Origin of the sequence: Paraburkholderia hospita, from assembly GCF_002902965.1 — a bacterium.
Lineage (GTDB): Bacteria > Pseudomonadota > Gammaproteobacteria > Burkholderiales > Burkholderiaceae > Paraburkholderia > Paraburkholderia hospita.
This window is the reverse complement of record NZ_CP026106.1, coordinates 590232-603863: the sequence shown is the minus strand read 5'-3', so window position 1 is coordinate 603863 and position 13632 is coordinate 590232. Positions and strand designations below refer to the sequence as shown.

At 63.3% G+C, this 13632-nt stretch carries 11 protein-coding genes and 1 pseudogene; 2 read left to right on the top strand and 10 right to left on the bottom strand.

The features are described 5' to 3' along the window. Nucleotides 1-60: 60 nt before the first annotated feature. The 9 genes and pseudogenes from C2L64_RS21160 to C2L64_RS21115 form a co-directional block, all read right to left on the bottom strand. Complete coding sequence (locus tag C2L64_RS21160) at nt 61-942, bottom strand: lipid A biosynthesis lauroyl acyltransferase (RefSeq protein ID WP_236674155.1); 882 nt, start codon at nt 940-942, stop codon at nt 61-63. A gap of 750 nt (nt 943-1692) precedes the next feature. Further along, a pseudogene (locus tag C2L64_RS54950) lies at nt 1693-1808 on the bottom strand (IS6 family transposase); the annotation flags it as partial. 161 nt (nt 1809-1969) lie between these two features. Then, nucleotides 1970-3418, bottom strand: coding sequence for an MFS transporter (locus tag C2L64_RS21145; RefSeq protein ID WP_007737103.1), 1449 nt, complete (start codon nt 3416-3418; stop codon nt 1970-1972). Between the two features lie 347 nt (nt 3419-3765). Next, a complete protein-coding gene (locus tag C2L64_RS21140) occupies nt 3766-5121 on the bottom strand; it encodes a citrate/2-methylcitrate synthase (RefSeq protein ID WP_007737102.1) in 1356 nt (451 codons plus the stop codon). Nucleotides 5122-5241: 120 nt separating this feature from the next. After that, on the bottom strand, nt 5242-6174 hold the full coding sequence (locus tag C2L64_RS21135; RefSeq protein ID WP_009771103.1) for a hydroxymethylglutaryl-CoA lyase: 933 nt from the start codon (nt 6172-6174) through the stop codon (nt 5242-5244). Nucleotides 6175-6228: 54 nt separating this feature from the next. Beyond that, a complete protein-coding gene (locus C2L64_RS21130; RefSeq protein ID WP_009771104.1) occupies nt 6229-7407 on the bottom strand; it encodes a CaiB/BaiF CoA transferase family protein in 1179 nt (392 codons plus the stop codon). Next, nucleotides 7407-8732 carry a CaiB/BaiF CoA transferase family protein gene (locus tag C2L64_RS21125; protein WP_009771105.1) on the bottom strand — a complete coding sequence of 442 codons (1326 nt, stop codon included), beginning with the start codon at nt 8730-8732 and terminating at the stop codon, nt 7407-7409. Before C2L64_RS21125 ends, C2L64_RS21130 begins: the two co-directional genes overlap by 1 nt. Then, nucleotides 8729-9214 (bottom strand): hotdog family protein, encoded by a 486-nt coding sequence (locus tag C2L64_RS21120; protein WP_009771106.1) that lies wholly within the window; start codon nt 9212-9214, stop codon nt 8729-8731. The genes C2L64_RS21125 and C2L64_RS21120 overlap by 4 nt, the downstream gene beginning before the upstream one ends. Before the next feature lie 12 nt (nt 9215-9226). Next, nucleotides 9227-9751: an FAS1-like dehydratase domain-containing protein gene (locus C2L64_RS21115; RefSeq protein WP_007733430.1), complete on the bottom strand. Its 525-nt coding sequence runs from the start codon at nt 9749-9751 to the stop codon at nt 9227-9229. Between the two features lie 220 nt (nt 9752-9971). Here C2L64_RS21115 and C2L64_RS21110 point away from each other — a divergent pair, with 220 nt between their 5' ends. Then, nucleotides 9972-11060: an Ldh family oxidoreductase gene (locus tag C2L64_RS21110; RefSeq protein WP_009771107.1), complete on the top strand. Its 1089-nt coding sequence runs from the start codon at nt 9972-9974 to the stop codon at nt 11058-11060. Then, complete coding sequence (locus tag C2L64_RS21105) at nt 11060-12634, top strand: UxaA family hydrolase (RefSeq protein ID WP_009771108.1); 1575 nt, start codon at nt 11060-11062, stop codon at nt 12632-12634. The genes C2L64_RS21110 and C2L64_RS21105 overlap by 1 nt, the downstream gene beginning before the upstream one ends. A 108-nt stretch (nt 12635-12742) precedes the next feature. Here the strand turns inward: C2L64_RS21105 and C2L64_RS21100 are convergent, their stop codons facing one another. Continuing rightward, a complete protein-coding gene (locus tag C2L64_RS21100; protein ID WP_009771109.1) occupies nt 12743-13609 on the bottom strand; it encodes an isocitrate lyase/PEP mutase family protein in 867 nt (288 codons plus the stop codon). Nucleotides 13610-13632: the final 23 nt, after the last annotated feature.

The window sequence follows — 13632 nt, the reverse complement described above, 5'->3', positions numbered from 1 at the left end:
TGACAGCGCCGTTTCGACAGATTGCCGGAAACATAAAAAAGAGCTGTGCGCATCGCACAATCAATATACCGCGGGCATACCCTGTGGACGATGTTTGAAGCGTCGATGCACCCAGTAGTACTGGGCAGGAAATTTCAGTATCTGGGTCTCAAGAAACGCATTCATGCAACGCGCATCATCCGTATCGCTTCCCGATGGGAAATCGCTGAGCGGCGCAAAAACGTTCAACCGATACCCTTTGAAATCCGGCAGTACTTCCGTGACGAACGGCACAACGCGTGCGTGCCCCATTCTCGCAAGTCGCGAAACAGAAGTCAGCGTGCACGCTGGGACGCCAAAAAAAGGCACAAAAACAGAGTTTTCGATGCCGTGGTCCATGTCCGCGGCAAGCATGACCGGCTTGCCCTCGTGAAGGAGTCTCACGATCTTCCTGGCGCTGGTCGAGCGTTCGATCATCTCTGCGCCGAATCGGCCGCGCTGCCGTCTGGCCAGATCGCAAAGTCGCGTGTTGGACATGTGCGTGTACAAGGAAGCGGCGGGCATCTTCAGCGAGTAAAGCATGCACCCAACCTCGATGCTCACGAAATGAAACCCCATAAAGATGGTGGGCGGAGCATTCCTGTCTTCGAGATCAATCGCGCTTTGGACCTGGACAATATTTCTTATTCTTTGGGCGCTACCAAACCATTGAATGCCTCGTTCGAGATAGCTGCGGACGACGTGCCGGAAGTGTTCCCTTGCAAGCTCATCGCACTCACGTGTCGTCTTTTCCGGAAAACAGAGACGCAGGTTGACAAGGACTATATGTTTGCGACGGCCAGGAATCGTATACAGGGCCGCGCCGAGCCCACTGCCAAGCCTCGCGACCCATTGGTACGGAAGTATTGAGAGCGTGCGCAGTAAAGCGACGACGAGCAAATGACCGATTTGTTGCAAGACCATCTCCTGTGTGGCGGTCGGCTATGCCAACTGAAACGCCTCTGTTCGCTGACCACAAACGTTGATCAGGTAAGACGGCCAAGGCGATGTCGCTGTCCTGGCGTACCACACTGAAGCAAAGCATCGATAGGGCGAAAGTCAAACTCCTACACCGACTTCCCGATGCTGTCCAAGCGACGCCTGATGGAAGCGACGAAGATTGGCGCCGGGACGTGAAAGGCCTGTAAAGGGCGCGGATCCTGGCTTGCCCCCCACGAGTAACAGACAGGTGTCTGGCGCGACAATTACTTCTGCCGCCCCGGCAGTTTTAGTTGACGTCGACACGTGGACCAACAATCCGACGGCGACTCTACGTGAGCGGATGGCCTAATTGCCTCGCAACCGGCGTTGCTTGCATGATGCGTTGAAGGGTCTCCAGTTATATCTTCGACTAGCTTGCGCTCAGGCAGCCAGTCATTTACTGAATTGGAATTGCCGGTAAGGAACATGCGACCGTTGTAAGGACGACTGTCATGCCGCCATAAGCCGAAGGTCCACTGCCTTAGTGTACGCGTCAAACATTAACGCGACCTTAACCGATTGGCAGTTTCGAAAAAATATTCTGCGCAAGTGACTGGTGCGGGTTGCCGATAGGCCACCTGCCGAAAAGCGGCGAAACGTTTGGAGAGAACTATGTCAGTCCGGGCGGTTGGTCAAAATTCGACCCAGTCGGTCACCACACCTTCAGCCGCGCAACCAGCAGATGGCGCATCCTTAGCGGGTGAGCTCAGTAAATCGATGCCACGCGGCAAAGCGTTCGCGAGTTGTTTTCGATACAGCGAAGCACACAGCAGATGTCGTTTGAGCGCGAAGTGCTGCCGGATCAAACCAACGCACGGCGCAACTGACAACACCAGCGGTGAAACGGTGACCCTGATACAGCGACTTTGATTTCTTCATCGCACCATCTTACGCGATGACCAGAACAACCTGACAACGCCCTCGCGAGGCGTGTCAGGATTTCCACAAATTGCGGCGGACGCCTTGATACTCATCGAGCGATATCGTCGAGTGCAAGGCCCGTGGTACGCGGTCCGAACAGCGCGACCGCAAGCACGACGATCGTCATTGCGCAGCCAATAAAGGCGAACACGCCGCCGGGGCCGAACTCGCGCAGGAAGAACGCGATGAAGAAGCCGACGAAGATCGACGACAGGCGGCTCCACGAGTAGACGAAGCCCACTGCGCCGGCGCGCATGCGAGTCGGGAACAATTCCGCCTGATACGTGTGCACGATGGTCGAGAGCCAGTTGACGACCAGCGTCTGCACGATGCCCACGGCAATCAGCCAGCCCGGCGCCTTCAACATCGAGAAGATCACGCCGATCACCGCCACCGATATCGCGCTCCACACAAGCTGCCATTTGCGCTCGAAGCGGTCCGCGACGAGCATGACGATAAACGGCGCGATGGGATAGAGCAGCACGATCAGGAAGGTGTATTCGAGGCTGCGCGTCACCAGGATGCCCTTCGCGATGAGCAGCGTCGGAATCCAGCTGACGAAGCCGTAATAGCCGATAGTCTGGAAGAAGTTGACGACGACGAGCATCAGCGTGCGACTGCGATACTGCGGGCTGAAGGCTTCACGCAACGTGCCCTTCTGCTCGTCCGCTTCGGGCGCTTCGGCGGGAGCGGGCAATTCCTTGCCGTACTCGTTGCGCACACGGGTTTCGATCATCTGCATGACGCGCTCGGCCTCTTCGACGCGGCCCTTCTGCGCGAGCCAGCGAGGCGATTCCGGCAGACGCAGTTGCAGATACCAGACCAGCAATGCGCCCACCGAGCCAAGCGCGATCACCCAGCGCCAGCCGTCGAAGCCGAACGGTGCGATGGGCACCAGCACCCATGCCAGGAACGCGATCAACGGTGCGCATATCTGCGCGACGCCGTACACGAGTCCAAAGGCCATCCCGCGCGCGTGACGCGGCGTCAGCTCCGACACGTAGGAGTCGATGGTCACGTACTGCACGCCCACGCCGATGCCGCAGATGACACGCCATACATTGAGGCCGAGCGCCGTGTCCTGGAACGCGATGATGATGGCCGCGACGCAGTACCACAGCATCGACGCGGCGAACACGCGGCGCCGGCCAAAGCGGTCCGCGAGACTGCCGAAGACGATCGTGCCGATGAACAGGCCGATGAACAGCGATGCGAGAAAACCGGCGAGGCCGTTCATCGCGAAGAAGGTCGGCGTGGTCGGCGTGAGGATGCCCGAGTGAAACAGGCCCGGCGCGATGTAACCCGCGAAGTACACGTCATAGAGCTCGAAGAATCCGCCGAGCGCGACGAGCAAGAGCAGCTTCCACATGGTGGCAGTCATCGGCAGCCGGTCAAAGCGCGCGGTCACCGAGCCCGCAGTGATGGGACGTGACGGATAGTCCGCCCTTTCAAGCGAGCCGACGACATCGGCGCCAATCGCCCTGTTCGGGGTGCTCATCGTGTCTTCCTCCTGTGCGCCCTGTCTGGATGGACGCTCAATGCTGAGCCCCACATCGACGCGGACAATCATGTCGGGATACTAATTATTTTCATTCGAGACATCGTGATTGTGAGCGCGACGCAATCAGCTTCCCTGACACGCCCCTCTCCAGTCCACCAGCCCGGCTGCTATTCCCTTTCAGTAGAGCCCAGTCTAGTGACGCGCGCGATGACCCACAATACTTGATCGTTGAATCAACTTCGCTTTATTTGCACGGCGACGCGAACGGCGCCCGACTATCGACGCATGCAATAAAAACGGCCCGCACGGGGCCGTTGAGGTAGCAGCGTTCGACGAGGCGACAGTCAGGAAGGCGATTGCGCCGCCAGCATCGCGCCGCCGACGGGCAGCAGGTCCTCTGCATCATCCGAAGCCGGACGCGCCTGCAGATAATCGGCGCGCGGACGGATCAGCGCGCCCGACTTGCGCTGTTCGACAATATGCGCAAGCCACCCCGCCGTGCGGCTGATGATGAACAGCGAAAACGCGCTGCGCGGCGGCAGACCCAATGCGATCGTGAGCAACGTCAAGCCGAATTCGAGACTCGGCAGACAGCCATGCGTCGCCGCGATGTCCAGCGCCGCATACAGCGGCTCGACGGACGGATGACGGCCCTCGAGCCGCCGCGCGACGTCGATCAGATAGCGGGCGCGCGGGTCGCCTTCCGGGTACAGCGGATGATTGAAGCCCGGCAGACTCCCGTGGGCCGCATGGTGCTCTTCGAACAGCCGTTGTGCCTGCACCGTCGTCTTGCAGGCGCGCAGCAGGTCTTCGGTGGCTTCGTATGAGCGCGCGGAGGTGAGCCCCGTTTGCGTCAGGATCGCCGCCGCGACGCATTCGCCGACATCGGCGCCCGCCGACGCGGCAATGCGCGCGACGAAGGTCGCCTGCGCGAGCTCGTGATCGGCGCACAACACGAGAGCCGCATCGAGCGCGGCAATGTGCTGCGGCGAAACCGTTCCGCCCAGCACGGCGAGCAGCGTCGCGGACAGCCCGCCGCCGCGTTTGCGCGCGACAGCCGTCGCACTATCGTGCGAGCGGCGCAAATGGACGAGACAATGCGCCATCGTCGCGATCATCCGGCTCGCCGCGACGAACTGCGCATCGGACGAGCGCGCGCCGCGCAGATGTTCGCTGCCGAAGCGCAACGCGATGTCGGCGAAGAACCGTACGAGTTCGCGCCGAGGCTGCATGCCAGCGATGCGCGGCCACGCGTCGGCAAAGCGCAGCGTGCGGGCGCAGGGTTGCCATGACAGCGTGAGCTCGTCACCTGTATTCCACAGCGCTTTCACGACGGCTTCGAAGGTCTGCCCGTCGCGGGCCATGTCGAGCGCCCCCACGCCGCGATAGCGCGGTCCTTGCGCGGTGATCTCCGTGAGCGTGCTGGAGATGATGGGCTCGCCCCAGCGCATCGCGGCCGCTGCAACGGGGGCATGGCCGCTGCGCGCATCGGCGCGCGACTTCATGCGCTCGGCGTCCTGACGCGAATACAGCCGGCGGCCTTTGTCGCCCTGCGGCACGCTGCGAATCAAGCCTCGGCTGACGTAGGCATACAGCGTTTGCAGCTTGATCTGAAGCAGCGCGAGCGTTTCGGCGCGTGTCAGATAATCGCCGGCCGCTTGCACGGGGACTGCCGCGCCGTCTTGTCGGTTCCGTTGCACCTCGGTCTCCTTGCCGACGGCGGGACGCCGTACGGGGGCACAGTGACCGACAAGATAATCGAATGCCTGTGAGCTCACAATCCGGTTATGCCAGTAGCCCTACGCGGACTGACGGTCTCGCTACGCATGAAGCGGTGCGAGCACACGGTACGTCTTCGGAATGCCCGCCTTGGACACCTGCCCGTACATCGGCTCGGCGGGCACGCCTTCATGCAGCAGATCGCGCGCGGCGATCAGTTGGTCCAGGTCGATCCCCGTATCGAAGCCCATGCTCTCCAGCATGAACACCAGGTCTTCGGTGACGATGTTGCCCGACGCGCCCGGTGCGAACGGGCAGCCGCCGAGGCCCGCCAGCGCCGAATCGAACGAGCGAATGCCCTCTTCCAGTCCGGCGAGCGCATTGGCGAGCCCGAGTCCCATGGTGTCGTGCAGATGCAGCTTGGTCAGCCGGTCGCCGATCTCGGCGCGCACCGCCTTGACCATCTTTCGCACCTGCGCCGGATTGCCGTAGCCGACCGTGTCGGCCAGCGCGACGGCATCGACGCCGGCTTCAGCCAGCGCCACGGCTGTTTCGATCACTTTCTGCAGCGGAATCACGCCGTCGATCGCGCAGCCGAACGCGGTCGCACAGCCGGGCTCGATCGCCATCGGCCGCTCCTGTTCCCTGACCCATTCGACGATCCGGCGCACTTCCGCGACCTGTTCCATTGTGCCCTTGCGCGTGTTCGACCGGCTGTGGCCTTCGCTCACCGAAACGGGCACGCCGACTCCATGGGCGCCCGCCGCATACGCCGCTTGTGCGCCGCGCAGATTGGGCACCAATGCCATCACGCGCAGGCCCGGTTGCTGCAGCGCCGCCTTCACGATCGCTTCCGTGTCCGCCATCTGTGGCACGAGCCTGGGTGGCACGAAACTCCCGACTTCGATCTCGCCGACACCCGCCTGCGCAATGGCCTCAATCCAGCGCGCCTTCAGCTCCGTCGGCATGATGTCGTGCGCCATCTGCAGGCCATCGCGAGGCCCCACTTCGCATACCGCTACCTTCTCTCTCATGTCACCGCTCCTTCAGATAGATTGTTCAGCGGGCCGATCAGGCCGATCGAGCCCTCAGCGCAGCACGCCCGCTTCCGTCAATACTTCGATATCGCCCGCGTCGAGTCCCAACAGCTCGCGGAACACGTAGTCGTTGTGCTCGCCAAGCCGTGGCGGCGGCGTGAAATCGCCTCGAAAGCCCTCGCTGTCACGCCACGGCAGCGCAATGCTGCGCGAGCCGTCGGCCAGTTCGGGGAATAGCCCGCGCTTCGCAAAATAGGGGTCTTCCATCACGGCGCCGATATGCCGCGAACGCGCCGCCGGCACGCCACGCGATTGCAGCGCGTCGAGCGCCTGCCCGGCCGGCTGGTGTGCGAGCCATGCGGCGAGCAGATCGTCCGCTTCCGAACGATGTGCAGCGCGGGCAAGCGCGTCGGCAAAGCGCGAGTCCGTGGCGAGTCCGGGCTTGTCCATTGCATCGCATAGCGCGCGCCATTGCCCGTCGTCGCAGACGGACACGGCAAGCCACGCGTCATCGCCCTCACAGCGAAAGCATCCGGACGGGGCGGCGCTCCATTCGCGCGCGCCGCTCGCGGCCGGCGTGGCGCTGCCCAAGGCCTCGCGAAACAGTAGTTCCGGCAGCAGCGCGACTGTGCTCTCCAGCATGGAAAGGTCGATGAAAGCGCCTTCGCCCGTCACGCGGCGGTGGCGGATGGCGGCCAGCACCGCACAGCACTCCCACAGCGCCGTGATCGGATCGGTCCACGCCGGCAGGATGCCCATCGCCTCGACGCGCTCGTTCGGCGTGCCGACCACACTCGCGCGGCCGCTGTAGGCCTGCAAAAGCGAGCCGTAGGCGAGCGCGTCGCGCTGTGGTCCCTCGCGGCCGGTGCCGGACGCGGAGACGAAGATCAGATCAGGCCGGATCGCGGCAAGCGCCGGGTAGTCGAGCCCGAACTTCGCCAGCACGCCGTTCGAGAAGTTCTCGACCACCATGTCGCTCTGCGCGATCAGGCGGCGAATCAGCTCGGGGCCCTGCGACCGGCTGAGATTGATCGTGCAGCTCTTCTTGCCCGCGTTCACCACGGCCCACCATGGCTGACGCTGCGTGTGCTCGCGCCGGGTCGACGACTCGATCTTGATCACTTCCGCGCCCATGCCCGCGAGCATCTTGGTGGTCATCGGGCCGGCCAGTACCCAGCTGAAGTCGATCACGCGCAGGCCGGACAATGCCCCGCTTTCCGCTTTTCTCATCAGACCACTCCCTGCTGGCGCAGTGTTTCCATGTGAGCCGGCGACAGCCCAAGACGCTCTTCGAATACGGCGCGATTAGCCGAGCCCAAGCGAGGCGACGCCACGTCCCGCCCGCGCGGCAGTTCTGCGCCGGAACTCGTGCGCAGGCAGAACGGCAAGCCCGGCATCGACAGCGGGGTGTCGCCCGTGCCTTCCCAGCAATCGAAAAAGCGCCGCGCATTCAATTGCGCGTTCTCGAGCAGATCGCGCGCGCCGCTAACGGGAAAGCACGCCACGCGCGCCGCCTGCGCGCGCTCGAACACATCCGCGCGCGTATGCTCGCGCGTCCACTTCGCCATTTCTTCCTGAAGGGTCATCCAGTTCTCGTTGCGCGCGGTGCGTTCGCCGCACAGCGCCGCATCGCGCGACCACGGCGGATTGCCGAGCAGTTCGACCCAGCGTTCCCACTGATGCTCCTCGCGCGGCGAAATCATCACGAAGCCGTCCCTGCAGGGCAGTAGCCAGATCAGCCCGCCCGCGACTTCCGTGCCTTGCAGTTCCTCGCGCAGGCGGCTGAAGGTGCGTTCTCCGCGTCCGTAATCGGCAACGGGTTCGATCAACAGATGAGCAATGACGTCCAGCTCCGCGCATTCGATGCTGCGGCCCTCGCCGTGCAGTTGGGCTTCGAGCAGGCCCCAGAGCGCGGCGTTCGTCGCCGCGATACCCGTCGCGAGCGCGACTTCGCGATCCGCGCACGCGACGGGCGGCTGCTCGCTGGGCGCATGCACCGGCCGCGCCTGATGGAACGCATAGCCCGCATGATGCGTGAGCGTGAAATCGGTGAAGGCGGCAGGCGTGTCGGGGTCCGTCCGGTTCGCCGACGCGTCATCCGCGAGTCGTGTTCCGAATGGCGTGACGGCGAGCGTCACCAGTGCTGGCTGGAGCTTCCTCAGCGTGTTGCCGTCGAGGTCGAGTTCGGCGAGGCGCGACGCGTGCGCGGACGTGATCAGCAGATCAGCCGATTCGACAAGGCGCTTCAGCAATGCGGCGCCCGCCGGGTACGATGGATCGAGTGTCGCGCTGTGCTTGCCATGATTCAGGTAGGCGAAGAGCGCGGCATCTTCGCCGTAGGCCGCGTGCGGCGCGAACGGACCAACGCGCCGCAATGGATCGCCCGCGCCCGGTGGTTCGAGCTTGAGCACGTCGGCGCCGAGATCGGACAGCACGCGCGCGCAGAACGACGCCGACATCGAGCCGCTCCATTCGATCACACGCACGCCAGCCAGGGGCGCGGCAAGGGGCACCGTCGACGCCCGCAGCGGCGCGGCAGAGGCGGCCGTACTCACGCTGCCTCATCGAGAACAGCAGGATCGAACGGATACGGCACAGGTGCGCCATGCCGCATTGGCAGGACGACCGTCGCAGTGCCCGGCGTGCTCTCCCTGCCTTGCTGGTTGCGCAGCCCGATCTCCAGATGCACGAGACCATAGCCGCCGCGCCGCTCGCGGCCCGTCACGCGGCCCCAGGCCGTAATCACGTCGCCGGGCACGTTCATGCCGCGAAACTGGAACTGGAGCTTCCATGCCCAACCGCTCTCGCCGACCCAATCCGTCAGGAGTTGCAGCATGATGTGCTGCTTCCACGATCCGTTGACCATCACGTCGGGCAGCTTGTCGTGCCCGGTCGCGAATCGCCAGTCGTAGTGGATGCGGTGCCAGTTCTCCATCGAAGCCGACCAGCGCATGATGTGCGCCGTGGTCATCGGACCTTTGACGACAGGCGGAATCTCCGTGCCGGTTTCGACGTCTTCAAAACATAGTGCGGCCATGACAGTCCTCGCCTAGCGCATGATCTGCGTATTGGTGACCTTGAGCAGCTTTTCGCCGGACTCGGTCGTGTAGGTCTCCTCGATGATGACGAACACCATCGGACCGCTCTTGCCGTCGCGTTGCACGATGTCCTTGTAGCGTGCCTGACGCAGCACCTTCTCGCCGACGCGCGCGTAGCGATACAGCTCGTATTCGTAGCCGCCGTTCAGGTCGCGCGGCAGTTCGACTTCGACGGCAGGCAGGCCGCTGAAGCTGCGGCTCAACCCGTCGTAGTCGGGCTTGTTCATGTCGTCGAGCGGATCGGGCGAGTTCGCTGGCCGGCGAAATGCATGCACGGGAAAACCGGGCGGCGCGACCACGCTGCCGTAGCGGCTCGTCGCAGCCCAGTCTTCGTCCCAGTAGCGGCGCGCGTCGTCCATCGTCGCGTGATGGAAGCGGCGCACTTCGCCCGCTTCGACGGGATGTGTCGACACAACCCAGTCGGTCTGCGCACCGATGATGGCTTTCACCTTGCCGGTGATGTATTCATTGCTCACAGATGTCTCTCCTCGATCCCCGTTGCTGTCAGCGAGAGAAGATGCAGCCAGCGCTGTGCTGCATCGGCGAGGCCAGTCTAGGTGAGCATCCGTGCAGCGCACAATACTTGATCATTGAATCAACGTCTTCTCAGCCTTCGTTCATTCGACTATCGTCCGTCTCATACCGCAATGGCCGGCATTCTGTTCGAGCCGCTGCGTGACATCGACGAGGGGAGACATGGCGATGGAAAAGAACCGCTACGACGCAAATTCGCTGCGTGACTATGCGCGCAACGTGCTGGGCAAAGCGGGCCTCGCCAGCGGATACGCGGACGACGTTGCACGCACGCTCGTCGAAGGCGACCTGATGGGACACGATACTCACGGCCTCGCGCTGTTGTCCGGTTACGTCCGCGAGCTGCAAGCGGGCACGATGACGTACGACGGAAAGCCCGAAGTTATCTCCGACCGCGCCGCCACTTTGCTGTGGGATGGTCACCGGCTGCCGGGGCCGGCACTCGTCCACGCCGGAATTGATGCGCTGATGCCCCGTGTGCGAGAACTCGGCAGCGCAACCCTCGTCATCCGACGCAGTCATCACATCGCGTGCCTTGCCGCGTATCTGCTGCGCGCCACCGAGTCGAATCTGGTGATGATGCTGGCGAGCTCCGATCCCAGCGTGCAGAGTGTTGCGCCTTTCGGTGGCACGCGCCCGTTGTTTACACCCAACCCCATCGCGCTCGGCGTGCCCACGTCGACCACGCCGATACTGATCGATATTTCGGCATCCGTAACGACCAATGCGATGAGCGCACGCCTTCACCAGAATGGCCAGCTGTTCGACGAACCATGGATGCTCGATGCGCATGGCGACGCGACACGCGATCCGGGCGTGCTGTTTGCCGATCCGCCTGGCACGATCCTGCCGCTTGGTGGACTGTCGGCGGGTCACAAGGGGTTCGGTCTCGCGTTGCTGATCGAGGCACTCACTGGGGGTCTCGCTGGATTCGGCCGCGCCGACCCTTCGGAGGGCTGGGGCGCGACCGTCTTCATGACGCTGTACGATCCGGCCGCATTGGGTGGCATCGAAGCGTTGCGACGGCAAATGGACTGGCTAGGCGATGCCTGCCGCAGCAATGCACCGCGCGTCCCGCACGATCCCGTGCGCCTGCCCGGCGACCGCGCGATGGCCCGGCGCGGCGAGCAGCTCGCGCATGGCGTGCGCCTGCGTCCTGCTGTCGTCGCGGCGCTCGAAGCATGCGGTGCACGGTACGGCATACCATCCCTTGCGGCGCTGGACGTAGAAACCGGCAAGGAAGCCGTCTGATGCGCACGACCACGGACTCTGAAGCGACGCCGCTTGCCGCTGCCGCGGCATCGACTGATCCCATCATCCGGCTGCATCCCGATGACGATGTCGTGATCGCGCGACATCAACTGGTTGCGGGCATGTGCCTCGGTAACGGCATCACCGTGCGCGGCCTGGTGCCGCCCGGACACAAGGTCGCCCTACGGGCTGTCCAAAGTGGCGCGCCCGTACGACGTTACGGGCAGATCATCGGATTCGCGACGCGCCCCATCGAGTCCGGCGAGCACGTGCACACGCATAATCTCGCCATTGGCACGTTCGAGCGAGACTATGCGTTCGGCGCCGGCGTCCGGCCGACGATACACGTGCAACCGCCCGCGCAGTTTCAGGGCATCGTCCGCAGCAATGGGCGTGTCGCGACCCGCAACTACATCGGGATACTGACGTCGGTGAATTGTTCGGCCACGGCCGCACGCGCCATCGCCGACTACTTCCGGCGCGACGTCAATCCGCAGGCACTTGCCGACTATCCGAACGTGGATGGCGTCGTCGCCCTCACGCACGGACAAGGCTGTGCGATCGACGCCAACGGCGAGGCGCTCGAAGTGCTTCGCCGCACGATCGGCGGCTACGCGCGCCATTCCAACTTCGCCGCTGTGTTGATCGTCGGGCTGGGCTGCGAGACCAATCAGATCGATGGGTTGATGGAGGCACAAGGTCTCGCGGGGAGCGCCACGCTGAAGACGATGATGATCCAGAGCAGTGGCGGCACCTCACGCACGGTGGCGGCTGGCATCGACCAGGTCAAGGCAATGCTTGCCGAGGCCAACCAGGTGCGACGTCAGCCAGTCGATGCCAGCCATCTCCTGGTTGGGCTGCAATGCGGCGGCTCCGATGGCTACTCGGGCATCAGCGCCAATCCGGCATTGGGCACAGCCGTCGACCGGCTGGTTGCGCACGGCGGCACGGCGATTCTCTCCGAAACGCCGGAAATCTATGGCGCCGAGCATCTGCTCACGCGCCGCGCGGTGTCGCAGGCAGTGGGCGAGAAGCTGGTTGCCCGTATTCGCTGGTGGGAAGCTTACTGTGCGCGGATGAACGCGAGTCTCGACAACAATCCGTCGGCCGGCAACAAGGCGGGAGGACTGACCACGATCCTCGAGAAATCGCTGGGCGCGGTGGCCAAGGGCGGCACGACAGATCTCGTCGACGTGTACAGCTATGCCGGACAGGTCGACGCTCATGGTTTGGTGTTCATGGATACGCCCGGCTACGATCCCGTTTCCGCCACGGGACAGGTCGCGGGGGGCGCGAACCTGATCTGCTTTACAACAGGACGTGGTTCAGCATACGGATGCGTGCCGTCGCCGTCACTGAAACTCGGGACGAATACGGCGCTTTGGCATCGACAGCAGGAAGATATCGATCTCAACTGCGGCGCGGTCATTGACGGAACGCGCACCGTCGAGCAGATGGGGGAGGAAATTTTTCAACTGATGCTGGCGACCGCTTCCGGGCAAAAGTCGAAAAGCGAGTTGCACGGATACGGCCACAACGAGTTCGTGCCGTGGCAACTAGGTGCCATCACCTGAAGCTCGCCACTTGTTTGCGACCGCGTCTGGAATGCCCTGTGACGATGACGCGATCGCCGTCGCGGTTTGCCGGTGGCGGCGATCTCCGCGAGCAGGCGATGAGCGTCTTTAACCGTACAGCTTCGATTCTGCCATCAACGCCTGCGTCCCGATCACGTCGTTAATTCCGTCGAAATCGAGCATGCGATCTTTCCAAGGGTAAGTCGTTCCGGTCTCACGCAGACTGGAGTAATAACCCTGCAACGTATGCGCGACCGCGCGCGCCGTGCCGCCGGGAAAAATAACAATGCGAAATCCCAGTTGCGTCAGCGCCTGCACGCTGTGCACCGGCGTTTTACCGCCCTCGACCATATTCGCGAGCAACGGAACCCGTCCTGCGAAGCGATCGCAGGCCGCTTTCATCTGTTCGACCGAGCGCAGCGCTTCAATGAACAACGCATCGGCACCTGCTTCCAGATATCGCTCGGCGCGATCGAGCGCAGCGTCCAGTCCCTCGACGGCCACCGCATCGGTGCGCGCCAGGATCATCGTCTCGCTGTTCGATCGCGCATCGACTGCCGCGCGCAATTTGCCGCACATCTCAGCAACCGGGATTAATGACTTCCCGTCCAGATGCCCGCAACGTTTCGGGAAGGTCTGATCTTCCAGCTGGATCATGGCCGCGCCAGCGCGTTCGAAGCCACGCACCGTGCGCTTGACGTTCAACGCATTGCCGAAGCCCGTATCGGCATCGACGATCAACGGAACATCGACACGCTCGGTAATCCGCGCAAGCGTATCTTCGACTTCGGATGACGTCGTCAGACCGACATCCGAGCGGCCAAGCCGCGTGTAGGCAATCGATGCGCCGGATAGATACAGCGCCTCGAAGCCAGCCTGTTCGGCGATCAACGCTGTCAATGCGTCGAAGACGCCAGGGGCAAGGACTGAACCTTGCTGAAGGATGGTCTTAAGTCCGTTTACTTTTGTCGCCATTGTCTCTACTCCTGTTTTCGGTC

Excerpts from the sequence above, each read along its gene's own strand:
- C2L64_RS21160 (WP_236674155.1), bottom strand. The coding sequence starts at position 942 with ATGGTCTTGCAACAAATCGGTCATTTGCTCGTCGTCGCTTTACTGCGC.
- C2L64_RS21145 (WP_007737103.1), bottom strand. The coding sequence starts at position 3,418 with ATGAGCACCCCGAACAGGGCGATTGGCGCCGATGTCGTCGGCTCGCTT.
- C2L64_RS21135 (WP_009771103.1), bottom strand. The coding sequence starts at position 6,174 with ATGAGAGAGAAGGTAGCGGTATGCGAAGTGGGGCCTCGCGATGGCCTG.
- C2L64_RS21130 (WP_009771104.1), bottom strand. The coding sequence starts at position 7,407 with ATGAGAAAAGCGGAAAGCGGGGCATTGTCCGGCCTGCGCGTGATCGAC.
- C2L64_RS21120 (WP_009771106.1), bottom strand. The coding sequence starts at position 9,214 with ATGGCCGCACTATGTTTTGAAGACGTCGAAACCGGCACGGAGATTCCG.
- C2L64_RS21110 (WP_009771107.1), top strand. The coding sequence starts at position 9,972 with ATGGCGATGGAAAAGAACCGCTACGACGCAAATTCGCTGCGTGACTAT.
- C2L64_RS21105 (WP_009771108.1), top strand. The coding sequence starts at position 11,060 with ATGCGCACGACCACGGACTCTGAAGCGACGCCGCTTGCCGCTGCCGCG.
- C2L64_RS21100 (WP_009771109.1), bottom strand. The coding sequence starts at position 13,609 with ATGGCGACAAAAGTAAACGGACTTAAGACCATCCTTCAGCAAGGTTCA.